Raw genomic sequence first — 23,567 nt, 5'->3', positions numbered from 1 at the left:
GGCGTTTGGGATTCAGAAAAAAGAAATCAAGAAGGGGACTGGCTCAAATATCCGTTTTACATCACAAATCATTGGTGGCTGAACAATACCGCACCATTCGGACAAATATTGAGTTCTCCTCTGTTCAGACCCATTTGCGCTCTATTCTCGTCACTTCTTCCGTTCCGGGAGAAGGAAAATCATTCAGCGCCGCCAACCTTGCCGCGGTATTTGCGCAGCAGGAAAAAAAGGTGCTGCTCGTCGATGCGGATTTACGAAAACCGACGATACACGAGACCTATCAGCTTGAAAATGTACAAGGCCTTACGAATGTGTTAGTCGGAAACGCTTCCCTCGGCGAAACGGTGCAAAAAACGCTGATTGATAACCTTTACGTCATAACGAGCGGGCCGACGCCGCCGAATCCGGCTGAGCTTTTATCTTCAAAGGCGATGGGAGAGCTGATTCAGGAGATGTACAGCCGGTACAGTCTGGTTATTTTCGATTCACCTCCGCTTTTGGCTGTGGCGGACGGACAGATTTTAGCGAACCAGACAGATGGAAGCGTTCTCGTCGTCTTGAGCGGAAAAACGAAAATGGATACCGTCCAAAAGGCGAGAGACGCGCTCCAGCAGTCAAAGGCAAAGCTTTTGGGGGCGCTGCTGAATAAAAAGAAAATCAAAAAAACAGAGCACTACTCGTATTGAGCGGTGCAGGTGATGTCTCCTTACCTTTATCAACGGAGGCACTCGGCTCTGCTGTGGGCGGCGTTTTTCGCCGCCTTAGATGCTGGTCGTCGGTGGCGGGGTGTGAGGACGGGTTAAATGCCCAATTTTATCTTAAGATGATGCATTGTTATCGGCTTAGCTGTTATGTCTGTTTTTACGAAAACCGTATCAGCTAAACCGATAAATGAGGAGGGGAAAGATTGACTTACCGGAGAAGACTTTCAATGATTTTTGCATTGGATACGTATCTCGTTTTACTTTCCGTTGTTATAGGATATCAATTTTTTGAGGATTCTTATCACTTTTATGACTCCGGAGCGTTGCTGCTGACTGCCGTGAGCATGCTGATCAGCCATCATGTATGCGCTTTTATGTTTCACCAGTATAAGCAGGTATGGACGTACACGGGAATAGGAGAGCTGCTTGATCTGCTGAAGGGGATCACGCTGTCCGCAGCTGTGACAGCCGCCGTCCAATACGGGGTGTTCCACACGATTTTGTTCCGGCTGTTGGCCGTCAGCTGGATGGTTCAGCTATTGTTCATCGGAGGAAGCCGGATGATTTCACGGGTGCTGAAAGAAACGATCGGCAGGAAGCAAAATGACTCTTCCAGGGCGCTGATCATCGGCGCAGGTGCGGGGGGGACGCTGCTCGTCCGTCAGCTTACCCAGAAAAACGATCTCGGAATCATGCCTGTGGCTTTTATTGATGATGATCAGACGAAGCATAAGCTCGAAATCATGGGCCTGCCCGTCATCGGCGGAAAAGAAAGCATTATGCCGGCGGTGCAGAGGCTGAGAATCCACCATATTATCATTGCCATTCCGTCTCTTTGCACCCATGAGCTTCAGACGTTATACAAAGAATGTGTGCAGACGGGCGCCCATATTAAAATCATGCCGCAATTTGATGAGATCCTGCTCGGAACGCAGGCTGCCGGACACATCAGAGATGTAAAAGCCGAAGATCTGCTCGGCAGAAAGCCGGTCACCCTTGATACGAGCAAAATTTCTGACAGCATCAAGGGAAAAACGATTCTGGTCACAGGCGCCGGCGGCTCAATCGGTTCTGAGATCTGCCGCCAGATCAGCGCGTTTCTTCCGCGGGAAATCGTCCTTCTCGGCCACGGGGAGAACAGCATTCATTCTGTACATACCGAGCTGTCCGCACGCTTCGGCAAAGAGGTGCTCTTTCACGCGGAGATCGCCGATATTCAGGACAGAGATAAAATCTTTACCTTGATGAAAAAATACGAGCCGCACGTCGTCTATCATGCGGCTGCCCACAAACATGTGCCGTTAATGGAACATAATCCGGAAGAAGCCGTTAAAAACAACATTATCGGCACGAAAAATGTCGCCGAAGCCGCCGACATGTGCGGAACGGAGACATTCGTGCTGATTTCTTCTGACAAAGCGGTCAATCCGGCCAATGTCATGGGGGCGACGAAACGGTTTGCAGAAATGGTCATCATGAACCTCGGAAAGGTCAGCCGCACCAAATTCGCCGCCGTCCGTTTCGGAAATGTGCTCGGAAGCCGCGGCAGCGTCATTCCAATTTTCAAAAAGCAGATTGAAAAAGGCGGACCTGTCACCGTCACGCATCCGGCGATGACAAGATATTTTATGACGATTCCCGAAGCGTCAAGACTCGTCATTCAGGCGGGGGCGCTTGCAAAAGGGCGGCAGATTTTCGTTCTGGATATGGGAGAACCCGTCAAAATCGTCGATCTGGCCAAAAACCTGATTCATTTATCAGGCTATTCGACAGAACAGATTCCCATCGAATTCTCCGGCATCCGTCCGGGAGAAAAGATGTATGAAGAATTGCTGAATCATAATGAAGTACATACGGAGCAGATTTTTCCGAAAATCCATATCGGGAAAGCGGTGGACGGGAATTGGGCCGTGCTCATCCGTTTTATGGAGGAATTCAGCCGTCTGCCTGAAGAAGAGCTGAGAAAAAGGCTGTTTGAGGCGATCGAATCAGTACATGAAGAAGCGGCCGCAGGCGTGTGATGGGAGGACAGAAAGATGACGAAAAAAGTATTATTCTGCGCCACTGTCGATTATCATTTTAAAGCCTTTCATCTTCCGTATTTTCAATGGTTTCAGGATATGGGCTGGGAAGTGCACGTCGCGGCAGGCGGCAATATGAATCTTCCGTTCGTTGATGAAAAGTTTTCCATTCCAATTCGCCGCTCGCCGTTTCATCCCGAAAATCTTTCTGTTTACAGGCGGCTGAAACGGCTCATTCAGGACAACGGCTACGACATGATTCACTGCCATACGCCGGTCGGCGGCGTGCTCGCACGCCTTGCTGCGAGACAAGCGCGCCAAAAAGGGACAAAGGTGCTGTACACCGCGCACGGCTTTCACTTCTGCGACGGAGCGCCTCTGAAAAACTGGCTTCTTTATTACCCGATCGAAAAATTTCTTTCTTCTTATACGGATTGTCTGATTACGATTAATGAAGAGGATTACGAACGGGCCAAGCAAATGAAAAAAACAGCTTGCGGCGCGAAAAAAATACACGGCATCGGGGTGAATACAGACAGGTTTCACCCTGTGAGCCGGGAAGAGAGTGAACGTCTGAGAGAAAAACACGGCTTCGGCGCCGGGGAATTTATTCTCGTTTATCCCGCTGAATTAAACGGCAATAAAAACCAGGGACTTCTCATTGAGGCCGCGGCATTGCTGAAGAACCGCATTCCGGAGCTGAAACTCGTATTTGCCGGAGAAGGCGCGATGGAAGCGCCGTACAGAAAAAAGGCTGAATCACTCGGTGTATCCGACATGGTGCGGTTTTACGGTTTTTGCCGCGATATTCATGAACTGATTCAGCTTGCTGATCTGTCTGTCGCCTCAAGCATCCGTGAAGGACTCGGCATGAATCTGCTTGAAGGAATGGCTGCCGAAAAGCCCGCCGTTGCCGCAGACAACAGGGGGCACCGTGAGATCATCGAAGACGGCGTGAACGGTTTTCTCGTGCCGGCCGGGGACAGCGCGGCGTTTGCCGATCGAATTGAAAAGCTGTACCGCTCCCCGGGTCTGCGAAAAGCAATGGGACAAGAAGGGCGCAGGACGGCGGAATGTTTTTCAGAAACACGTACGGTAAAGGAAATGGCGCACATTTACGCCGGTTATATGGATAAAAAGGAGAAAAGCGTATGAATGCAGGAGCACAACCGAAAATTTCCGTGATCATGGGAATTTATAATTGCGAAGAGACTTTAGCGGAGAGTATTGAATCCATCCTGAGCCAATCTTATAAGAATTGGGAACTGATTATGTGTGATGACGCGTCAACTGACGGAACGTATCAGATTGCGCGCCGTTACGCGGATCATTACGGCGACCGGATCACGCTGATTCAAAATAAGACAAATCAACGGCTTGCCGCTTCGCTTAACCGCTGTCTGACATACGCAACGGGGGATTATATCGCCAGGCAGGACGGTGATGACATCTCCAACCCGAGGAGACTGGAAAAACAGGCCGCTTTCTTAAATAAGCACGCCCACTATCAAGTCGTAGGCACGGGGATGCTCGTATTTGACGAATTCGGTGTAAGGGGCGCCCGGCTTTTGCCGCCCGTGCCGAAACCGGGAATTATGGCGAAAGGCACACCGTTCTGCCACGGCACCATTATGATGCGGGCCGAAGCGTACAAAGCGCTTGGCGGCTACCGGTCAGTCAGGCGGACGCGGCGGATGGAGGATATCGATTTGTGGCTGCGCTTTTTTGAAGCGGGTTTCCGGGGGTACAATCTCCAAGAAACGCTGTATAAAGTCAGAGAGGACAGTGATGCGTTTAAGAGGAGATCGTTTACGTATTCCATTGATAATGCGGTGCTCGTTTTTCAGGCATGCAGACGGCTGAAGCTGCCGCTTTCCCATTATGCGTATATCGCAAAACCGCTCATCCGCGCCATTACGCCGCCCGCGGTCATGAACCGTTATCATAAAAACAGGGACATCCGCCAAAAAGAAGGGCTTGCCGAACATGACTGACAAACCGATGCGGGTGCTGCACATCTTCAGCGGTATGAACAGGGGCGGCGCAGAAACGATGATGATGAATTTGTACCGGAAGATGGACAGAACGAAGGTGCAGTTTGATTTTTTAACCCATAGGAACGATCCGTGCGCTTATGATGAGGAAATTCTCGCTCTCGGCGGACGGCTTTTTTATGTGCCGAGCATCGGCAGCACAAACCCGATTACATTTGTGAAACAGGTCAAGCGGGTGATTAAGGAAAAAGGCCCGTTTGCCGCCGTGCACGCCCATACCGATTTTCAGTCTGGATTCATCGCGCTTGCCGCTCGTTTAGCCGGCGTCCCGGTGCGGATCTGCCATTCGCACAGTACGTCGTGGCGGGGGCGGGCGTCGCGGCTTGCCGGGATGCAGCTGTTTGTTTTCAGACGGCTGATCACGGCAAACGCCACGGCACTGTGCGCCTGCGGAGAAGACGCGGGCCGTTTCTTATTCGGGAAAGAAAAAGACGTGCATCTTTTGCCGAACGGCATTGATCTCGACTTATTTGCCGGCGGGTGCGCGGACACAGAAGCTGAAAAAAGGAAGCGGGGCATTGCAGACGGCCGTTTGGTGATCGGCCATATCGGCCGCTTTACAGAAGAAAAAAACCATGAATTTCTGCTCCGGCTGGCCGCTGATATGAAAGAGCGGGGCATCGGTTTACAGCTGATTCTCGCCGGAGACGGTCCGCTTCGCACCGACATGGAAAATCTGGCGGCGAAGCTGGGGCTTGATGATGATGTGCGTTTTATCGGCATAGAAGACCGCGTTCATGCCCTGCTGAAAACGCTGGATGTATTTGTCATGCCGTCTCTTTATGAAGGGCTGCCCGTCACGCTCGTTGAAGCGCAGGCCTCCGGGGTGCCGTGCGTGATATCAGACGGCATAACGGAAGAAGCCGATGCCGGGCTCGGGCTGGTCAAAAGGCTCAGCCTCAAAGAACCGCCTGAACGATGGGCATCCGCGATTTTACGGGCAGCTGAGGCGCCAAAGCCTGGCAGGGCGCACATTAAAGAAACCCTCGGACGGCTGGGATATGACGCGGGAGAGAATGCGGGGGCTGTTATGAAGCTTTACAATATGAATTGGAAAAAGGAACAGTAACGAATGATTGTATACGTAGTCAATATGGGAATTGTGTATATTTGGTCATGGTTCGCGAAAATGTGCGGCGGGCGTGATCAATCGCTTTCGACCGGATACCGGCCGAATCAGCTCGTCATGATCGTTCCGCTGCTATCGCTCGTATTGGTCTCCGGTTTGCGCTACAGAGTCGGGACGGATTTTCAGACGTACGCGCTGATGTACAAGCTGGCGGGAAATTACGGCAGCATTTGGGAGATCTTCGGGTTCGGAGCGAAAAAAGCAGCCGTTGATCCGGGGTTTACGGCTCTCATCTGGCTCATGAATTTTATCACGAAAGATCCGCAAATCATGTATTTCACCGTGGCGGTCGTGACGTGCAGCTTTATTTTAAAGGGGCTCGTTGAGTTCGGCCGTCCGTTTGAGCTGAGTGTGTTTTTGTTTTTGGGCACGTATCACTATTATGCTTCCTTTAACGGGATCAGGCAGTATATGGTGGCGGCCGTTTTGTTTTGGGCCGTCCGCTACGTGATCAGCGGAAGCTGGAAGCGTTATATGTCAATCGTGCTGCTGTGTTCGCTTTTTCATTCCTCAGCGCTGATTATGATTCCGGTTTATTTTCTCGTCAGAAAAAGAGCCTGGTCGCCCGCGATTTTCGGACTGTCGGCATTGTTTCTTCTTATGACGTTTCTGTATCAGAAGTTCATTTCGCTGTTTGTCGTCGTGCTGGAAAACAGCTCGTACGGCCATTATGAGAAATGGCTGATGACCAATACGAACGGGATGAACGTCGTAAAAATCGCGGTGCTGCTTCTGCCGCTGTTTTTGGCTTTCTGCTATCGGGAGCGGCTGCGGAAGCTCTGGCCTGACATTGATGTCATCGTGAATTTCTGTCTGCTCGGCCTGCTCTTCGGTCTTTTGGCGACAAAGGATGTTATTTTTGCCCGGTTTAATATATATTTCGGCCTGTACCAAATGATCCTGATCCCTTATTTTGTGAGGATTTTTGATGAAAAATCAAATGCGCTGATTTATATCGCCATTATTGTCTGTTATTTTCTTTACAGTTACTTGCTTATGCCGGTCGATTCGTCTGTGCTTCCGTACAGAACGATTTTTTCCCGGTAATGGACACTGGAGGTTTATATGGAAACACCCGCGGTCAGTTTATTAATTGCTGTGTATAATACGGAAACTTATTTAGAAAGATGCTTAGATTCATTGCTCAATCAGTCGCTCGCCAATATCGAAATCGTGGCCGTTAATGACGGGTCAACGGATCAAAGCCCGGCGATTCTTGAAACCTATCAGAAGCGGGATGAGAGAATCAGGGTCATTCATCAGCAAAACCGGGGGCTCGGCGCGGTCCGCAACAGGGGAATCGAGGCGGCGCGCGGCGAATTTATCGCTTTTATTGATGCGGACGACTGGGTTGAACCTGATTATTGCCTCAGCATGTATAAAAAAGCGAAGGCTGATCAGGCTGATCTCGTGATTTGCGAATATGCGGCCGAATTTGCGGATACGGGGAAAACCGCCGTTTCAACGATCGCTTCAGCGTACGCGGGCCGCCCGAAACAACGGTACCTGAAAGATTTATTTGAAGGGAGAGTCAGCGGTTTTTCATGGAACAAGCTGTACAAGAGAACGATGATCGAGCATCATCAGCTGCGCTTTCCGCTTCGTGATGAGCTGGAGCATGTGGAGGATCAGCACTTCAGCCTCAGGGCGCATGTTTTCGCAGGTGCGGTCTCGTACGTGGATCAGCCGCTCTATCATTATCGGATTCACTTGACTTCCATTGTGCAAAGCTATCAGAAAAAGCTGTTTGACTCAGGTCTCGTTCTCTATCGGCTGAACGAGGCTTTTTTGCGTGAAAACGGCTGCTTACAGGAATACCGGCAGGAGCTGGATTTTTTCATCGTTCAGCACGGAACAGTCTGCCTGCTGAATGAATGGAAGCGGAATAACGGCGGCCGGTTTTCTGAGAAATGGAAGAATATCAGCCGGATATGCGCTGATCCCGTGTTTCGCCTGAGCCTTTCCAAAACAGGAACGGCGCCGTTTGATGCCAAACGCTCATGCCTTCTGCTTTTGGCGAAGCTGAAGCTGATTCCGTTCGTGTCGCTGGCATCAGCCGCGTATCAGCGGGCAATCGAGTACAAAATGAAAATCAGAGGGTGAAGACATGTCGATACAATCTTTAAAAATCAATCTCGCGGAATGGCTGTTGCTAAAGGTCAAATACCCGTCCCAATTTCATTTCGGAACGGCAGCGGATGGGGCGGGGCTTACAGCGGCAAGAAAAAAGATCATTCTGACGCTGCTCCCGTCCCACGATAATCTCGGCGATCACGCCATCGCCTATGCAAGCAAAACGTTTCTTGAACGGGAATATCCCGATTTTGACATTGTCGAGGTGGATATGAAGGATATATACAGATCGGCAAAGGCGCTGATCAAAAAGCGCCACCCCGATGATATGGTATTCATCATCGGCGGCGGGAACATGGGGGATTTGTACCGGTATGAGGAATGGACGCGCCGCTTTATCATCAAAACATTCCGGGAATATCGGATCGTTCAGCTTCCGGCGACGGCTCACTTTTCTGAATCAAAAAAGGGACGGAAGGAACTGAAGCGCGCCCGAAAAGTATACAATGCGCATCCCGACCTTTTGTTAATGGCGAGAGATGAGACGACGTATCAATGGATGAAGCGTCATTTTCCCGGAAAAACAGTGCTCAAACAGCCTGACATGGTCTTATATTTGGATAAAAGCGAGCGGCGCACCCCGCGGGAAGGGATCTACCTCTGTTTACGGGAGGATAAGGAGAGTGCGCTGACGGCTGAGGACAGAACGATGGTAAAAGAAGCTTTGGCAAAAGAGTACGGCGAGCTGTATTCCTTTACCACGACGGTCGGCCGGAGGGTCAGCCGCCATACACGTGAAAAGGAGCTGGAAGCGCTTTGGAATACGCTGAAAGGCGCGGAAGCCGTCGTCACTGACAGGCTTCACGGGATGATTTTTTGTGCGCTGACGAAAACGCCTTGTGTCGTCATTCGTTCGTTTGATCATAAGGTGATGGAAGGCTATCAATGGCTGAAAAACATACCGAACATGACATTGCTTGAGCGTCCCGACCCAGAAGCCGTAACGTCCGCCGTAAACCGGCTGCTCAGCGGCAAGCATGAGGAAGGCGGTTCATTGCGAAGTGTTTATTTTGCCGGGCTGCGCTCGAAAATCAGCGGTGATGCCCAATGACCGCGCCGCTTGTGAGCGTGATCGTGCCGATGTATAAGACAGAGCCTTTTATTAAAGAATGCGCGGTTTCTTTAACAAAACAGACGCTGAGAGACATCGAAATCATTTTCGTCAATGACGGTTCACCGGATCAGTCAGGCCGGATTGCTGAACAATTCGCCGCAGAAGATGCGAGAATCCGGGTGATTCATAAAGAAAACGGCGGCCTCAGCTCGGCCCGCAATGCCGGAATAAAAGCCGCCCGCGGCCGTTATATCGGTTTTGCGGACGGCGATGACTATGTGACGGAAACGATGTTCGAGCGGCTTTATGAAGAAGCAGAGAAGAACCGGCTGGATATCGCCGGATGCGGCTATTATAAGGAAACGCCGTCTAAGAAAAGAACATATATGCCGCCGTCCATTCCGGCGGGCCGCGTCTTCACAGCGGATGAAATGACTGCATTGCTGACCCGCGCGCACGAACATCGGTTTATTTGGTATGTGTGGCGCTATATATACCGGCGAGAATCTTTGCAAGGACTGTTGTTCCATGAAGATATCCGGTTTGCCGAGGACTCTCCGTTTAACTTGGCAGCGTTCCGCCAAGCCGCGCGTGTCAAAGTGATAGACGAAGGGCTGTATATCTACCGGGAAAATCCGCAAAGTCTTACAGAAACACCGTTTAAGCCCCACTTAGATCAAGAACTGCAAAAGCAATATAAAGCGAAAATGGCTTTTTATGAGGCGAACGGGCTGACGGACGCCTGCCGGAGCGATATCGATACATATTTGTGCAAGCATCAGATTCCGATGCTGATCGCCAACGCATGCGCCGCCCCGCAGCCGTCACATCAGATTACGGCGCACATCGGCAGAATCTTAACGTATGACATGGTAAAAACGGCGGTGCGCAGCACGCCGTGCCGCCATAAACAGCTGCTGGCGGGGGAGCGCGTGGTGCTCGGCCTGTGCAAAATGCGCCTTCCTCTTCTTCTGCATGCGTTTTTCGAACGGAAATCGAAAGAGAAAGGCAGTGCGGAAGGAGCATGAAATTTGCCATTAATTTCGGCGCCAATGTGACGGCGTTTTTACTATCGGTGTTTTTATCAGTGTGGATGACGCCCTTTATTGTGAAAACATTAGGTGTGGAGGCTTTTGGATTTGTCCATCTGACACAGAATATCATTAACTATTTCTCTATTATTACCGTTGCGCTGAGCTCTGTCGTTGTGAGGTTTTTCTCCGTCGCCGCCCACAGGGGGAACAGGGACGAGGCCAATGCGTATGTAAGCAATTATTTAGCCGCGTCTGTCGTGATATCTCTATTGCTCGCTGTGCCGCTCGCCGGGACGGCTTTTTTTATTGACAAGATTATGAATGTACCGGCCGGGCTCTTAACGGATGTGAGGCTCTCTATCGTGATCGGCAGCGTGCTGTTTATGCTGACGTTTTTTATGGCGGGGTTCGCGACGGGGCCGTTTTTCGCCAACAAGCTTTATATCACAAGCTCCATTCAGGCCGTGCAAATGCTGGTCAGGGTGCTGTGTGTGCTCGCTCTGTTTACGTGCCTGCCGCCGAAAATCTGGCAGATCCAGCTTTCGGCATTAGCGGGAGCCGTCTGTGCGGCCGTGCTGACTTTTTTCTTTTTTAAGAAATTGATTCCGTGGTTTTCTTTCAGCCGTAAAACCTTGTCATTACAGACGAGCAAAGTGCTGTTTTCGGCCGGTGCCTGGAGTTCTGTCAACCAGATCGGCGTGCTGCTGTTTCTGCAGATTGACCTCATGACGGCCAACCTCGTGCTGGGGCCGTCTGAAGCGGGTGTCTATGCGGCGATTATTCAATTCCCGCTCCTGCTCAGAAGTCTTGCCGGGACGCTTGCTTCACTGTTTGCGCCGGTTTTGACTTCCTACTATTCAAAAGGCGATATGGAAGGCCTCCTGTCTTACGCCAATAAGGCCGTGCGGCTGAACGGGCTTCTGCTCGCGCTTCCCGCCGCATTATTAGGAGGGCTCGCCGAACCGTTTCTGGCGATTTGGCTGGGCCCGTCGTTTGTGCAGACGGCGCCGCTTTTATACATTCACGCCGCGTATTTGGCGGTCAGTCTCTCTGTCATGCCGCTTTTTTACGTATGGACGGCTTTTAATAAACAAAAAACGCCCGCCGTCGTTACTTTATGTTTAGGCGGACTGAATGTCATATTGGCCGTGGTTCTCAGCGGACCGGCACATCTCGGGCTGTACGGCATCACCATCGCCGGTGCAGTCTCGCTCATTTTGAAAAATGCCGTCTTCACGCCGCTGTATGTTTCGCATATTACCGGTTTTCAGAAAACCGCGTTTTACAAAGGCATGTTCGGCCCGTTGGCGGCGGCCGTATTTGCCTGGGCTGTCTGCCGGGGTATCCGGCTGTTTTCACCGCTTGACAGCTGGGCCGGCCTGATCGCTACGGGGCTTGCCGTATGCATAAGCTATGCCGCATTCGCTTTTTTCTTCATTTGTACGAAAGAAGAAAGGCGGCTTGCTTTACAGAAATGCCGAAAAGTGAAAGGAGCTGTTCAGATTTGAAGGCGAAACGTGTATTTGATATAGCGGCCGCGGTGTTGTTATTGTGCGGCGCAAGCGTCATCCTTCTCTTCGCCATGGCCGCCGTCAGATGCGCCATCGGGTCTCCGGTATTGTTCAAACAGACGAGACCGGGGCATAACGGGCGTCCGTTTACGTTGTATAAACTCAGGACGATGACGGATGCGCGTGATGAAAACGGTGTGCTGCTTCCGGATCATCTCCGCCTGACCAAAACGGGAAGGCTGATCAGAAAACTGAGCATCGATGAGCTTCCCCAGCTTTTTAATGTGCTCAAAGGAGATATCAGTCTGGTCGGCCCCCGCCCTTTGCTGATGGATTATCTGCCGCTTTACACGGCGGAGCAGGCGCGGCGCCACGAGGTGAAGCCGGGGATTACGGGCTGGGCGCAGATTAACGGGAGAAACGCGATTTCATGGGAGGAAAAATTCAAGTTCGACGTGTGGTACGTCGACAACCGCACATTTCTTCTCGACTTAAAGATTCTGCTTTTAACAGTGAAAAAAGTTCTCGTGTCAGAAGGCATACATCAAGCCGGCCATGTGACGGCAAAGCGCTTCACAGGCAGCGGAGATATGTCATCGTGAAAAAGATCGTGCTGATCGGAAACGGCGGACACGGAAAAGTCGTGAAGGAAATCGTGCAGGCCCGTTCCGATATGGAGCTTGCGGGCGTATTGGATGACGGATTCAGCGGTTTTGCCGTTCGGAACGGTTTATATACGGGCCGGACGAAAGACGTGCCCATGCTTCGGAAACTCGTCCCCGAGGCCGTATTCACGATATGCATCGGCCGCAACGGCGTCAGAAAGCAGTTCGCTGAAACGCTTGGGCTTGAAGATGACGATTATGCCGCACTCATTCACCCCGGGGCGATCGTCAGTGAAACGGCTTCCGTCGGACACGGAACGGTTGTGATGGCGGGCGCCGTCATTCAGGCGGGCGCTGACATCGGCGCCCATTGCATCATCAATACGGGCGCGGTTGCCGATCATGACAATGCAATCGGAGATTACGTCCATCTTTCACCGCGCGCGGCGCTTGCCGGCGGAGTGAAAGTCGGGGAAGGAACGCACATCGGAATCGGCGCGTCCGTCATACCGCAGATTGACATCGGCCCTTGGTCCGTTATCGGCGCGGGGGCTGCGGTCATCAGCCGGCTTCCCGGCCATGTGACGGCGGTCGGCGTTCCGGCCCGCATCATCTCCCCTATCCATAATGAAAAAGGATGATTTCATGCAAACAAACAAACGGATTTATTTGTCTCCGCCTCATATGAGCGGAAAAGAACAGGAATACATTGCAGAAGCTTTTCGTTCCAATTGGATTGCCCCGCTCGGTCCGCTCGTCAATTCGTTTGAAGCGCGGCTCGCGGAATATGCGGGAGTGAAAAGCGCGGCTGCCGTAAGCTCGGGAACGGCGGCCATCCATCTTGCCCTGCGGCTTGCGGGTGTGAAAAAAGGAGACGCTGTATTTTGTCCTTCCTTTACGTTTGTCGCCACGGCGAATCCGATTGTGTATGAGCAGGCTGAGCCCGTTTTTATTGATTCGGAATGGGAGACGTGGAATATGTCGCCTGATGCGCTTGAGCGGGCGCTGCGGGATGCAAAGCGGCGCGGCAGACTCCCGAAAGCGGTGATCGCCGTCAATCTTTACGGCCAAAGCGCGAAAATGGATGAATTAATGAGCCTTTGTGACGCATACGGCGTCTGTCTGATTGAAGACGCTGCCGAGTCCTTAGGATCAACATATAAAGGCAGGCAGAGCGGCACGTTCGGCCGTTTCGGTATTTATTCCTTTAACGGCAACAAAATCATTACAACATCGGGAGGCGGCATGCTCGTGTCTGACGATGAAGCCGCGATTGAAAAAGCGAGGTTTCTTGCGTCTCAGGCGAGAGATGCCGCCGTTCATTACCAGCACAGCGAGCTCGGTTATAACTACAGGCTCAGCAACATTCTCGCGGGCGTGGGGATATCGCAGCTGGAAGTGCTTGAAGATCGCGTCCGGGCGAGGAGAGAAATTTTTCACAGGTATCGGGAAGCGCTGGAAACGTATCCGGGCATCCGCATGATGCCGGAGCTTGAAGGAACGGTTTCAAACCGCTGGCTGACGGCTCTGACGCTTGATAACGGCGTGACGCCGGAAGAAGCCGTCGCCTGTCTTGCGGAACAGAATATTGAGGCCCGGCCGCTGTGGAAACCGCTGCATACGCAGCCGCTTTTCTCATCTTCCGTCTTTTATCCTCACAGCGAACATGAGCGTGTCTCTGAGAACCTTTTCAGCCGGGGCATCTGTCTGCCGTCCGGGTCTGACTTGTGTTCTGAGGATCAGCAGCGTGTCATTGACGCACTTGCGCAACTGTTTGAAACGAAAGGGGAGAAAACATGGACAGCCGCCATGTTATGAGCCGATTAAAAGAAACGCTGACGGGTCTGCTCAGCGTTATACCGCCGCAATCTGACATCATATATGCCGACTATCCCCTCTACGGAAATGTAGGGGATTTATTGATAATGAAAGGGACGGAGGCGTTTTTTAAAGCACACGGCATCTGCGTGAAACAGCGCTGGAATCCCGACAATTTTCCATTCGGGCGCCGAGCGGACAAAAAGACGATCATCGTCTGTCAGGGTGGCGGAAATTTCGGGGATCTCTATCCGTACTATCAGACGTTCAGGGAAAAAATCGTCCAATCCTTTCCGGAAAACAGGATCGTCATCCTGCCGCAATCCATTTATTATCAGGATGAGACACGGCTTGGGAAGACAGCGGCGCTTTTTGCGGAGCACAAGGATCTCCACCTGTTTACGAGAGATCGTGTGTCATACGAGACCGCGAAACGCTTTTTTTCGGCGAATCATATCGGGCTTATGCCTGATATGGCCCATCAGCTGTATCCGATCGCGGCGTCAGCGGCTCCGTCACGCGGCAGGCTTCATTTTAGCCGCACGGATGGGGAAATCAATCCGAAGCTGCAAAACAATCCTTCCGTTAAAAGCTGCGACTGGCAGGATGTGCTGTCAGCAAGCGACCGCAGGGGAATCGCTTTTTTCCAAACACTGAATGTTTTGAATAAAAAAGCGGGAAACCCGCTGCCGATTGCGCGGTTTTGGAAACGCTATTCCGATTTCTTGACGAAAAAAGCGGTTCTGTTTTTCAGCAGGTACGAATCGGTGGAAACGTCAAGGCTTCACGGCCACATCCTGTCCTCGCTTCTCGGGAAACCGAATACCGTCATTGATAATTCATACGGGAAAAACGCCAACTATTATTGCACCTGGATGCACGAAGCGCCGGACGTCCGTCTGATCGGGGAAACCGCCGGCACGAAGGAAAACCTTCCGCTTTGAATAAGCGGAAGGTTTATTTTGTTTCTCCGCGTTTTACTTTGTTGTACGCCTCATCCAAATGCTGAATTCTTTTGAGCACAACCGAGTTTTTCGTCAGCTGATCCTGAACAAGGGTTGAGACGACGGAGCGGTAATAGCTGTTCATCGCATGAATTCGGTCTTCATTCGGATTCATTTCAATGTGCTGTGTAAAGTTTTCAATAAAATAAGGAACAGAAAAAAGTTCTGACATCTATAAAGCAACTCCTTTTAATAAGTATATACGGTATGAAACCAATCATGTACAATGAAAAAAGGGGAGTGAGCATGATGGATATCAAACTTCAGCAAACACAAATGTTAAAGCCTCAATTAACGCAAGAGCTTAAACAGGCTATCACATTACTCGGATACAATTCCGCGGAACTGGCCGGATATATTGATGAGCTCTCACTGGAAAACCCTCTGATTGAACGAAAGGAAACAGACACGCCGCCACTATCTTACCATAAAACAAATAAAAACAGGATGAAAGAACGGGACGGAAGCCAGCAGATCAGACATACCCGCAAAACGCTGCAGGATTCGCTCAAACAGCAAGCCTTAGACATGAAGCTGTCCGATGATGAGAAAAAGATTTTCAATTATCTGATACATTCATTGGACTCAAACGGATATTTAAAAGAGGACATACCAGCTGCCGCCGACCATGTATCCGCTTCACAAGAGGAGACGGAAGCGGTTCTGAAAAAGCTTCAATCCCTTGAGCCCGCGGGAATCGGCGCCCGGTCTTTGCAGGAATGCATCCTTCTTCAGCTCCGCCGTCTTCCCGAGCGGAACGAACAGGCGGAATGGATTGCCGACGCCTATTTTGAGCTATTTGCAAGAAAGAACTGGAAAGCGCTTACACTGAAAACGGGCATTCCGCTTAAAGACATTCAGGACATCGCCGACATGATCAGCGCGCTTGATCCGAGGCCGGGGCTCCGTTATGCGCATGAGGAGCCGGGTTTTTACGTGGAACCGGATATTTTCATCACAGTGAAAAACGGCATCATTCAAGCGCGGCTCAACAGCCGTTCGTTTCCTGACATCCAGCTTCATACCCATTATCAGCCGCTGCTGTCAGCTGCCGGGTGCCGTGACACGAAAAATTATCTGTCGGCAAAATATCAGGAATGGCGCTGGCTGAACCGGGCTTTGTCGCAAAGAAAACAAACGATCACGAGAATTATCGGCGTCCTGACTGAACGGCAGGAATCCTTTTTTCTCACAGGAAAAAGCGGAATGCAGCCGCTGACCTTAAGAGAGGTGGCGGAAACGCTGGAGCTCCACGAATCAACGATCAGCCGGGCCATCAAAGGGAAGTACGTTCAGACGCCGTACGGACTGTATGAAATGAAAACATTTTTCTCGGCGAAAGCTGAATCGTCAGGGGACGGCGGCGCCTCCAATTATGCCGTAAAAGCGCATCTGGAGGCATTGGTCGGTAAAGAAGATAAAAAGAAACCTTTTTCAGACCAAAAGCTTGCCGATCTGCTGCATGAACAATATGACATCCGAATCTCAAGGCGCACCGTCGCCAAATACCGTGACCAATTAAATATTCCGCCGTCATCGGCGAGAAAACGGTACAGCTGAAACCTCCCCGAGCCAAACCCCGGGGAGGTTCTCCGTGTTACGGGATCATCCATGAAAACAGATGATGCTGTAAAAATGTAATGAGACAGACGAGCAGAAGCAAAAACAGACTGTGCTTAATCGTAAAACGGAAAAGGTCGGCTTCCTTGCCCGCCAGACCGACAGCGGCACAGGCAACCGCAATGGATTGCGGAGAAATCATTTTTCCGGTGACACCGCCTGATGAATTGGCGGCAACGGAGAGAACCGGGTCCATCCCGACAGAGAGCGCCGTCACCTTTTGCAATCCGCCGAACAATAGATTGGCCGACGTATCAGAGCCGGTAATAAACACGCCGAGCCAGCCGAGCACCGGCGAAAAAAAGGTAAACATCGCGCCCGTCATGGCAAGCGCAAGACCGAGTGTCGTGCTCATGCCGGAAGCATTCGTCACATAAGCAAAGCCGACAACAGAAACAATGGTCACCACCGGAAGCGTTAACTCTTTCACCGTTTCTATAAACGCTTCGCCCCATGTCTTCCACGACATGCCGAGGGCGAACTTAGAGATGACGGCGGCAATCAGAATCGCCGTCCCCGCTGAACCGAAAAGCTCAAGTTTGTACACGGCTTCAATCGGCGTGCCGTCCGCCTGAAGAATCTGCTGATTTACAAATGGAACGGGAGGCGTGAAGGTCAATGCACGCCCGGCTGCATTCAGCCAGGAAAGCCACATTGACGTTCCTTCATAATGACCGGTTAAGGCAGCCTTCACGCCGGGAATCCCCCAGACGGATATCATGGCCGTCAGAAGAAGGAAAGGAGACCACGCTTTAAACACCGCGGCGCCCCCGTACTTGATCGGCGCCCGGTCAGCGGCCGCTGCTGATTCCCGTTCTGCCGCGAAACGAAAGGCCGTTTTCGGTTTCCAAAATTTCAAAAACAGAGCGAGCGCGGCCATGGAAACAAGCGCCGACAGCACATCCGGAAGCTCAGGCCCTAAAAAATTCGAGCTTGCGTACTGCACGGCCGCAAAGGAGACGCCGGAAACAAGAATGGCCGGCCATACCTCAAAAGCCTTTTTAAACCCGCTCATCAAAATGATTAAGTACAGCGGAATAAAGACGGATAAAAACGGAAGCTGCCGGCCGACCATTTGAGAAATTTCCATTGCCGGTATCCCGGTCGGACCTTCGACAGCGGTAATCGGAATGCCGATCGCACCGAAGGCAACGGGCGCCGTATTGGCAATCAGGCAAATCCCCGCCGCATACAGCGGCTGAAAACCAAGTCCGACGAGCAAAGCGGCCGAGATCGCTACGGGAGCGCCGAAACCGGCGGCGCCTTCTAAAAACGCCCCGAATGAAAAGGCGATGAGCAGCGCCTGCAAACGCCGATCATCTGTAATTGAGAGCACCGAACTCCGGATAATCTCAAACTGTCCCGTTTTCACGGTGATTTTATACAGAAAGACCGATGTGACGATAATCCAGCCGATCGGAAGCAGCCCGTACACCGCTCCCTGAGAAGCGGACATCACCGCTTTTTCCGCCGGCATGCCGTAAACAAATACAGCGATTAAAAGTGAAACGGCTAACGTGAAAAGCCCCGCGATGTACCCCTTCATCCGTTTCACCGCAAGCGCCCAAAAAAAGAAGATAATCGGCACGAGCGCGCAAGCTGCCGATAAAAGCAAATTTCCCCCTAAAGGAGCGTACCCCTGTGTCCATTGCATCCCTAAAAAACCCCTCCTTATGTCATGTAAGCGATTACTTTTTATGATAAGGTCATCTGATGACCGGGTTAATTAGCATTATATTTTGAAAGTTTTGAAAGTACAATACTTTTCTTGAACAAATTGTCTGAACCTGTCGGCGGTGCGAAAAAAGAAGTATAATAGACGATAAACATCAAGATTCACAAGTGACGGGGTGATCGCGTTGAAATATAAACAAATTAAAACGAAAAAAATCTACGAGGAAGTCGCTGACGCATTGCTGGAGAAGATAAAAGCGGGCGAGCTTAAGCCGGGTGAAAAGCTTGATTCCGTTCAGGCGCTTTCTGAGAGTTTTCAGGTCAGCCGCTCGGCGGTCAGAGAAGCGCTGTCGGCTTTGAAAGCGATGGGGCTCGTCGACATGAAGCAGGGAGAAGGCACATACATAAGAGAATTTGAGCCGTCTCATGTTTCCCAGCCGCTTTCTTCCGCCCTCTTGATGAAAAAAGAGGACGTCAAACAGCTGCTCGAAGTCAGAAAGCTGCTTGAACTCGGCGTCGCCGCCATGGCCGCTGAAAAACGCACGGAAGACGATTTACAAAAAATCCGCCAAGCTCTCCTGGAGATGAAAGACATTGACGGAGACGAAGAATTAGGCGAAAAAGCGGATTTCTCCTTTCACATGGCGCTGGCGGAAGCATCACAAAACGGGCTGCTCAAGCATCTCATGAATCATGTCTCCGCGCTCCTTTTGGAAACGATGAGAGAAACGAGAAAAATTTGGCTGTTTTCTAAACGAACGAGCGTGCAGCGATTGTATGAAGAGCATGAACGCATTTACAGCGCCGTCGCCGCCAAAGACGCGGATGAAGCGGAAGCCGCGATGACCGCGCACCTGACGAATGTGGAAGACGTGCTGGGGGCTTATTTTGAAGAAAATGTATAGAAGCTGACTTGTGAAAGGGGATAACATCACATGCAGGCCGAATCTTTTTTTTCTGACCATGTAAAGAAAGCTCTGACAAACGATCCTCCCGGGGAATGGATGCCGGCAGTTCCGAAAGCGTGCATCCCCCTGCATTCCGGCTATCCCGATCCCGCACTCGTTCCTGATAAGGAGCTGAAAGAAGCCGCCGCCCGCCTTCTGGATGAGGAGCGCGATCTGCCGCTGCATTATATGGGAAGCCCGAGGACGGCCGTTTTAAAAAAGCAGATTCAAGAACGGTTAGCCATCCGCGGCATTCACTGTCTGGACGATGAGCTGCTCGTGACGTCAGGCGCCTGTCAGGCGATAGATCTGGCTGCACGGGTTTTCCTCGATGAACAAACCGCCGCTGCCGTTGAAGCTCCGGTCTACATGGAAGCGCTCGAGATTTTTAAAAATTATACACCGCATATCATGAGCATTCCGACAGATCAAGAGGGCCTGCAAACAGAAACATTAGCGTTCATGCTTGAGGAAAGAAAACGAAAAGGGCTTCTGCTTCCCCGTCTTCTCTACACGATACCCGCTTTTCAGAATCCTGAGGGAACCGTAATGTCAGCGAAGCGGAGAACCCGCCTGCTTCAGCTTGCCGAAACGTATGATTTTCTCATCTTGGAGGATGATGCATACGGCGAGCTCGGATTCACCGATATTCCGCCGCCCTTGAAAGCCATGGATCAAAACGGCCGGGTGCTGTACGCCGGTTCATTATCAAAAGTCATCGCCCCGGGTATGAGGATCGGCTGGATTGCAGGGGACGCTGCATTCATCACGGCATTGTCATGGTTAAAAAAAGACTTAGGCCACCCGTTTTCCCAAGCGGTGACCGCCGTCTATCTGGAACAAACGAATGTTGAAAAACGGCTCGCCGTCTTGCGGGAAGCATACCGGAGCAAACGTGACGTTTTGCTCGCCGCATCAGCGCGATATCTTCCGGAATCCGCATCCTGGCACGTGCCTGAAGGCGGTTACTTTGTATGGGTGAAAGCGCCGGGAGCGGATACATCCGCAATGCTGGCGAGGGCTCTTTCTCACGGCGTTTCCTATGTCCCCGGTAAATATTTTTTTCTGCATCAGGAAGACGGTGCGGAATATCTTCGCCTGTCGTTCAGTTATGCCGGTAAAGCCGCGATAAAAGAGGGTGTGCAAAAACTGGGACGTCTGCTGGAAAACGGGATGTAGAGCAGCTTGAGGAGCTTTCGGGCTTCTCTTTTTTTGTCCCCTTCAGCACATCAGGCGAAAGGATTTTTCAGAAAAACCTTCCAATCCATATTCAGAATAGTGTAGGATATTCATAGAGCTTTCCTAAAAACAGGTCATCAGATGACCGGATCACATATTGAGGATGAAAGAGGGGTTCATCATGAAAGTCTCATTATTTGTCACGTGCCTTGTGGATATGTTCCAGACCAATGTCGGAAAGGCGACGGTTGAGGTGCTGGAACGGCTCGGGTGTGAGGTGGATTTTCCCGAGGGGCAGATTTGCTGCGGGCAGCCCGCATACAACAGCGGGTATGTGACGGATGCGAAAAAAGCGATGAAGCGGATGATTGCCGCGTTTGAAGAAGCGGAGTACGTTGTCAGTCCGTCAGGTTCCTGTACGACGATGTTCCGTGAATATCCGCATCTGTTTCAGGACGATCCGAAGTGGGCGGCAAAAGCGCAGCAGCTTGCGGACAAAACATATGAGTTAACAGATTTTATCGTCAACGTTCTCGGGGTGGAGGATGTCGGGGCGGTGCTGCAAAAAAAAGCGACAGTCCATACATCGTGCCACATGACGAGGCTGCTCGGCGTGTCGGAGGAGCCGATGAAGCTTTTGCGCCATGTCAAGGGGCTCGAGCTGACCGCGCTTCCCGGAAAGCACCAATGCTGCGGATTCGGAGGAACGTTTTCTGTGAAAATGGCGCAAATCTCTGAACAAATGGTGGATGAGAAGGTCGCCTGCGTGGAAGACACGGAGGCCGAGGTGCTGATCGGGGCGGATTGCGGCTGTCTGATGAATATCGGCGGGCGTCTTGACCGTAAGGATAAAAACGTCAGAGTCATGCACATCGCCGAAGTGCTGAACAGCAGATAACACGGGAAACAACAAGGGGGGAAAATCATGGCGATGAAAATCGGTACCGCCGCTTTTAAAGAGCGGGTATCAGAAGGAATAGATAATGAGTTTATGAGAGGAGCCGTCTCCGGAGCGCAGGAACGGCTCAGGACAAGAAGGCTTCAGGCGGCCGAAGAATTGGGAAACTGGGAGGATTGGCGTTCCCATGCGGAAGAAATCAGACAGCATGTGCTGGACAATCTTGATTTCTATTTGGAACAGCTCGCCGAAAATGTCGCCAACAGAGGCGGACACGTCTTTTTCGCCGAAACGGCGGAAGAAGCGTCCTCCTATATCCGCGATGTCATCCGGCAGAAAAACGCCAAAAAAATCGTAAAATCCAAATCCATGGTGACAGAAGAAATCAATATGAACGAAGTGCTTGAGGAAGAGGGCTGTGAAGTCACAGAAACGGATCTCGGCGAATACATTCTCCAGATTGACGATCACGATCCGCCGTCACATATCGTTGCTCCCGCTCTTCACAAAAACAAAGAGCAGATCCGTGACGTGTTTAAAGAGAGACTCGAATACAAACAGACGGAAAAACCGGAAGAGCTCGTCATGCACGCGCGCAGCGTTCTCCGGAAAAAATTTCTCGAAGCGGATGTCGGCATTACAGGCTGCAACTTTGCGATCGCGGATACCGGATCGGTCAGTCTCGTGACGAACGAAGGAAACGGCCGCCTTGTTTCCGCGCTGCCGAAGACGCAGATCACCGTGATGGGAATGGAGCGGATCGTTCCGTCATTTTCTGAGTTTGAAGTGCTTGTCAGCATGCTGACGAGAAGCGCGGTCGGCCAGCGGCTTACAAGTTACATTACGGCGCTGACGGGACCTCGTCAGCAAGGAGAAGCTGACGGGCCTGAGGAATTCCACCTTGTGGTTGTGGACAACGGGCGTTCCCGCATACTCGGCACGGAATTCCAATCGGTGCTGCAATGTATCCGCTGCGCCGCCTGCATCAACGTCTGTCCGGTGTACCGGCATGTCGGCGGACACTCGTACGGGTCCATCTATTCGGGTCCGATCGGCGCCGTCTTATCGCCTCTTCTGGGCGGATATGACGAATACAAGGAGCTCCCGTACGCATCTTCCTTATGTGCGGCCTGTACGGAAGCATGTCCCGTTAAAATTCCGCTGCACGAGCTGCTGCTCAAGCATCGGCAGAACATCGTGGAAAAAGAGGGCAAAGCGCCGATCAGCGAAAAACTGGCGATGAAAGCCTTCGGGCTCGGCTCGTCATCCCCGTCCCTTTATAAAATGGGATCGAAATGGGCGCCTGCCGCCATGACGCCGTTTACGGAAGATGACAAAATATCAAAAGGGCCGGGGCCGTTAAAAGAATGGACGGCAATACGGGATTTCCCGGCGCCGCATAAATCGAGATTCAGAGATTGGTTTAAAGACCGGGAAAAACAAAAGGGGGAAGAATGATGATGAAAGGGACGGTTACACATCAGGAATCCTTTTTAAACCGGATCGCCGAAAATCTGGGCAGAGAGCGCAGAAAATCAGGCGTGTCCCTGCCTGAATGGAAGTATCAGCCTCAATATCAAACGCATGCGGACTGTACGGAAGACGATCTTGTCACGATGCTGAAAGACCACTGCGTCAACATTCATACCGAACTGATCGAAACGGATGCAGCCGGGCTTTACGACGCTTTGCGCACGCAGGTGAACCGCTTTGAAGGAGGGCCTGTCATCATTCCGAAGGACAGCCGGTTTGAAACGTACGGCTTGCAGACCCTTATGACAGAAGAGTGGCCGGATGAAGGGATTCCCGTTTGGGAATGGGACGCGGAACAAGGAGCGAAAAATATTGAAAAAGCGGAACAAGCGAATGTGGGCATTACATTCAGCGAGATCACGCTTGCGGAATCAGCCACCGTCGTTTTGTATGCGTCAGAGCATGCCGGCCGTTCCGTCAGCCTGCTTCCGACCACCTATATCGCAATCATCCCAAAATCTTCCATTGTGCCGAGAATGACACAGGCCAGCGATATACTGAAACAGCAGATCAGAGACGGCGTCACCGTTCCTTCCTGCATCAACTATATTACTGGACCGAGCAACTCGGCCGATATCGAAATGGATTTGGTTGTCGGCGTCCACGGACCCGTTAAAGCCGCTTATATCCTTGTGAATGACCGATAAAA

22 protein-coding genes are annotated in these 23,567 nt (G+C 51.4%); 20 read left to right on the top strand and 2 right to left on the bottom strand.

Features of this window, described 5'->3' with window-relative positions; all coding sequences use genetic code 11:
- The first annotated feature begins 5 nt into the window (after positions 1-5).
- From GNE05_RS17555 to GNE05_RS17490, 14 genes are all read left to right on the top strand, one after another.
- The gene (locus GNE05_RS17555; RefSeq protein WP_029973548.1) at positions 6-686 is read left to right on the top strand and encodes a protein tyrosine kinase EpsB; all 681 of its coding nucleotides are present in this window, start codon (positions 6-8) and stop codon (positions 684-686) included.
- 221 nt (positions 687-907) lie between these two features.
- Positions 908-2,725, top strand: coding sequence for a polysaccharide biosynthesis protein (locus GNE05_RS17550; RefSeq protein ID WP_201741788.1), 1,818 nt, complete (start codon positions 908-910; stop codon positions 2,723-2,725).
- A 15-nt stretch (positions 2,726-2,740) separates the two neighbouring features.
- The gene (locus tag GNE05_RS17545) at positions 2,741-3,880 is read left to right on the top strand and encodes a glycosyltransferase family 4 protein (protein WP_160183037.1); all 1,140 of its coding nucleotides are present in this window, start codon (positions 2,741-2,743) and stop codon (positions 3,878-3,880) included.
- Positions 3,877-4,719: a glycosyltransferase EpsE gene (locus tag GNE05_RS17540; RefSeq protein WP_012118512.1), complete on the top strand. Its 843-nt coding sequence runs from the start codon at positions 3,877-3,879 to the stop codon at positions 4,717-4,719. Before GNE05_RS17545 ends, GNE05_RS17540 begins: the two co-directional genes overlap by 4 nt.
- Positions 4,712-5,848, top strand: a complete 1,137-nt coding sequence (locus tag GNE05_RS17535) for a glycosyltransferase family 1 protein (RefSeq protein ID WP_160183036.1) — start codon at positions 4,712-4,714, stop codon at positions 5,846-5,848. Before GNE05_RS17540 ends, GNE05_RS17535 begins: the two co-directional genes overlap by 8 nt.
- 3 nt (positions 5,849-5,851) lie before the next feature.
- Complete coding sequence (locus tag GNE05_RS17530; RefSeq protein ID WP_007613926.1) at positions 5,852-6,955, top strand: biofilm exopolysaccharide biosynthesis protein EpsG; 1,104 nt, start codon at positions 5,852-5,854, stop codon at positions 6,953-6,955.
- Between the two features lie 18 nt (positions 6,956-6,973).
- Positions 6,974-8,011 (top strand): glycosyltransferase family 2 protein, encoded by a 1,038-nt coding sequence (locus GNE05_RS17525; protein ID WP_160183035.1) that lies wholly within the window; start codon positions 6,974-6,976, stop codon positions 8,009-8,011.
- A gap of 4 nt (positions 8,012-8,015) precedes the next feature.
- Complete coding sequence (locus tag GNE05_RS17520) at positions 8,016-9,092, top strand: polysaccharide pyruvyl transferase family protein (RefSeq protein ID WP_063636468.1); 1,077 nt, start codon at positions 8,016-8,018, stop codon at positions 9,090-9,092.
- Positions 9,089-10,123: a glycosyltransferase gene (locus GNE05_RS17515; protein WP_065180498.1), complete on the top strand. Its 1,035-nt coding sequence runs from the start codon at positions 9,089-9,091 to the stop codon at positions 10,121-10,123. The genes GNE05_RS17520 and GNE05_RS17515 overlap by 4 nt, the downstream gene beginning before the upstream one ends.
- Complete coding sequence (locus GNE05_RS17510) at positions 10,120-11,637, top strand: MATE family efflux transporter (RefSeq protein ID WP_061862588.1); 1,518 nt, start codon at positions 10,120-10,122, stop codon at positions 11,635-11,637. Before GNE05_RS17515 ends, GNE05_RS17510 begins: the two co-directional genes overlap by 4 nt.
- Positions 11,634-12,242 carry a sugar transferase gene (locus tag GNE05_RS17505; protein ID WP_094296308.1) on the top strand — a complete coding sequence of 203 codons (609 nt, stop codon included), beginning with the start codon at positions 11,634-11,636 and terminating at the stop codon, positions 12,240-12,242. Before GNE05_RS17510 ends, GNE05_RS17505 begins: the two co-directional genes overlap by 4 nt.
- Positions 12,239-12,886 carry an acetyltransferase gene (locus GNE05_RS17500; RefSeq protein ID WP_160183034.1) on the top strand — a complete coding sequence of 216 codons (648 nt, stop codon included), beginning with the start codon at positions 12,239-12,241 and terminating at the stop codon, positions 12,884-12,886. The genes GNE05_RS17505 and GNE05_RS17500 overlap by 4 nt, the downstream gene beginning before the upstream one ends.
- Positions 12,887-12,890: 4 nt before the next feature.
- Entirely contained in the window at positions 12,891-14,063 is a 1,173-nt protein-coding gene (locus GNE05_RS17495; RefSeq protein WP_014418926.1) for an aminotransferase class I/II-fold pyridoxal phosphate-dependent enzyme, read from the top strand.
- Positions 14,042-15,007, top strand: a complete 966-nt coding sequence (locus tag GNE05_RS17490) for a polysaccharide pyruvyl transferase family protein (protein ID WP_160183033.1) — start codon at positions 14,042-14,044, stop codon at positions 15,005-15,007. The genes GNE05_RS17495 and GNE05_RS17490 overlap by 22 nt, the downstream gene beginning before the upstream one ends.
- A 13-nt stretch (positions 15,008-15,020) precedes the next feature.
- Here GNE05_RS17490 and yvfG read toward each other — a convergent pair whose 3' ends face one another.
- Complete coding sequence (gene yvfG, locus GNE05_RS17485; RefSeq protein ID WP_003151570.1) at positions 15,021-15,239, bottom strand: protein YvfG; 219 nt, start codon at positions 15,237-15,239, stop codon at positions 15,021-15,023.
- A 77-nt stretch (positions 15,240-15,316) separates the two neighbouring features.
- Here yvfG and rpoN point away from each other — a divergent pair, with 77 nt between their 5' ends.
- Entirely contained in the window at positions 15,317-16,627 is a 1,311-nt protein-coding gene (rpoN, locus tag GNE05_RS17480) for an RNA polymerase factor sigma-54 (RefSeq protein ID WP_236654849.1), read from the top strand.
- Between the two features lie 37 nt (positions 16,628-16,664).
- On the opposite strand, the gene lutP is transcribed toward rpoN, so the two are convergent.
- Positions 16,665-18,341, bottom strand: coding sequence for an L-lactate permease LutP (gene lutP, locus GNE05_RS17475; protein ID WP_160183031.1), 1,677 nt, complete (start codon positions 18,339-18,341; stop codon positions 16,665-16,667).
- 205 nt (positions 18,342-18,546) lie between these two features.
- Here lutP and GNE05_RS17470 point away from each other — a divergent pair, with 205 nt between their 5' ends.
- The 5 genes from GNE05_RS17470 (at position 18,547) to GNE05_RS17450 (ending at position 23,565) form a co-directional block, all read left to right on the top strand.
- Complete coding sequence (locus GNE05_RS17470; protein WP_007407377.1) at positions 18,547-19,266, top strand: L-lactate utilization/bacilysin biosynthesis transcriptional regulator LutR; 720 nt, start codon at positions 18,547-18,549, stop codon at positions 19,264-19,266.
- A 30-nt stretch (positions 19,267-19,296) separates the two neighbouring features.
- On the top strand, positions 19,297-20,487 hold the full coding sequence (locus tag GNE05_RS17465) for an aminotransferase-like domain-containing protein (protein WP_160183030.1): 1,191 nt from the start codon (positions 19,297-19,299) through the stop codon (positions 20,485-20,487).
- Between the two features lie 181 nt (positions 20,488-20,668).
- Positions 20,669-21,385 carry a (Fe-S)-binding protein gene (locus tag GNE05_RS17460; RefSeq protein ID WP_014418920.1) on the top strand — a complete coding sequence of 239 codons (717 nt, stop codon included), beginning with the start codon at positions 20,669-20,671 and terminating at the stop codon, positions 21,383-21,385.
- 27 nt (positions 21,386-21,412) lie between these two features.
- A complete protein-coding gene (locus GNE05_RS17455; RefSeq protein ID WP_007407375.1) occupies positions 21,413-22,843 on the top strand; it encodes a LutB/LldF family L-lactate oxidation iron-sulfur protein in 1,431 nt (476 codons plus the stop codon).
- Positions 22,843-23,565 carry a LutC/YkgG family protein gene (locus tag GNE05_RS17450; protein ID WP_021495223.1) on the top strand — a complete coding sequence of 241 codons (723 nt, stop codon included), beginning with the start codon at positions 22,843-22,845 and terminating at the stop codon, positions 23,563-23,565. Before GNE05_RS17455 ends, GNE05_RS17450 begins: the two co-directional genes overlap by 1 nt.
- Positions 23,566-23,567: the final 2 nt, after the last annotated feature.

The sequence above is a fragment of the Bacillus sp. AM1(2019) genome, assembly GCF_009906915.1.
GTDB classification, from domain to species: Bacteria; Bacillota; Bacilli; order Bacillales; family Bacillaceae; genus Bacillus; species Bacillus velezensis.
The sequence above is the reverse complement of the archived record's forward strand: the minus strand, read 5'-3'. Positions and strand labels throughout refer to the sequence as shown.

Bases quoted from the DNA above. Each gene is read 5' to 3' on its own strand.
- GNE05_RS17545 (WP_160183037.1), top strand. From the start codon at position 2,741: ATGACGAAAAAAGTATTATTCTGCGCCACTGTCGATTATCATTTTAAA.
- GNE05_RS17540 (WP_012118512.1), top strand. From the start codon at position 3,877: ATGAATGCAGGAGCACAACCGAAAATTTCCGTGATCATGGGAATTTAT.
- GNE05_RS17535 (WP_160183036.1), top strand. From the start codon at position 4,712: ATGACTGACAAACCGATGCGGGTGCTGCACATCTTCAGCGGTATGAAC.
- GNE05_RS17530 (WP_007613926.1), top strand. From the start codon at position 5,852: ATGATTGTATACGTAGTCAATATGGGAATTGTGTATATTTGGTCATGG.
- GNE05_RS17525 (WP_160183035.1), top strand. From the start codon at position 6,974: ATGGAAACACCCGCGGTCAGTTTATTAATTGCTGTGTATAATACGGAA.
- GNE05_RS17520 (WP_063636468.1), top strand. From the start codon at position 8,016: ATGTCGATACAATCTTTAAAAATCAATCTCGCGGAATGGCTGTTGCTA.
- GNE05_RS17515 (WP_065180498.1), top strand. From the start codon at position 9,089: ATGACCGCGCCGCTTGTGAGCGTGATCGTGCCGATGTATAAGACAGAG.
- GNE05_RS17510 (WP_061862588.1), top strand. From the start codon at position 10,120: ATGAAATTTGCCATTAATTTCGGCGCCAATGTGACGGCGTTTTTACTA.
- GNE05_RS17495 (WP_014418926.1), top strand. From the start codon at position 12,891: ATGCAAACAAACAAACGGATTTATTTGTCTCCGCCTCATATGAGCGGA.
- GNE05_RS17490 (WP_160183033.1), top strand. From the start codon at position 14,042: ATGGACAGCCGCCATGTTATGAGCCGATTAAAAGAAACGCTGACGGGT.
- yvfG (WP_003151570.1), bottom strand. From the start codon at position 15,239: ATGTCAGAACTTTTTTCTGTTCCTTATTTTATTGAAAACTTTACACAG.
- rpoN (WP_236654849.1), top strand. From the start codon at position 15,317: ATGGATATCAAACTTCAGCAAACACAAATGTTAAAGCCTCAATTAACG.
- lutP (WP_160183031.1), bottom strand. From the start codon at position 18,341: ATGCAATGGACACAGGGGTACGCTCCTTTAGGGGGAAATTTGCTTTTA.
- GNE05_RS17465 (WP_160183030.1), top strand. From the start codon at position 19,297: ATGCAGGCCGAATCTTTTTTTTCTGACCATGTAAAGAAAGCTCTGACA.
- GNE05_RS17460 (WP_014418920.1), top strand. From the start codon at position 20,669: ATGAAAGTCTCATTATTTGTCACGTGCCTTGTGGATATGTTCCAGACC.
- GNE05_RS17455 (WP_007407375.1), top strand. From the start codon at position 21,413: ATGGCGATGAAAATCGGTACCGCCGCTTTTAAAGAGCGGGTATCAGAA.
- GNE05_RS17450 (WP_021495223.1), top strand. From the start codon at position 22,843: ATGATGAAAGGGACGGTTACACATCAGGAATCCTTTTTAAACCGGATC.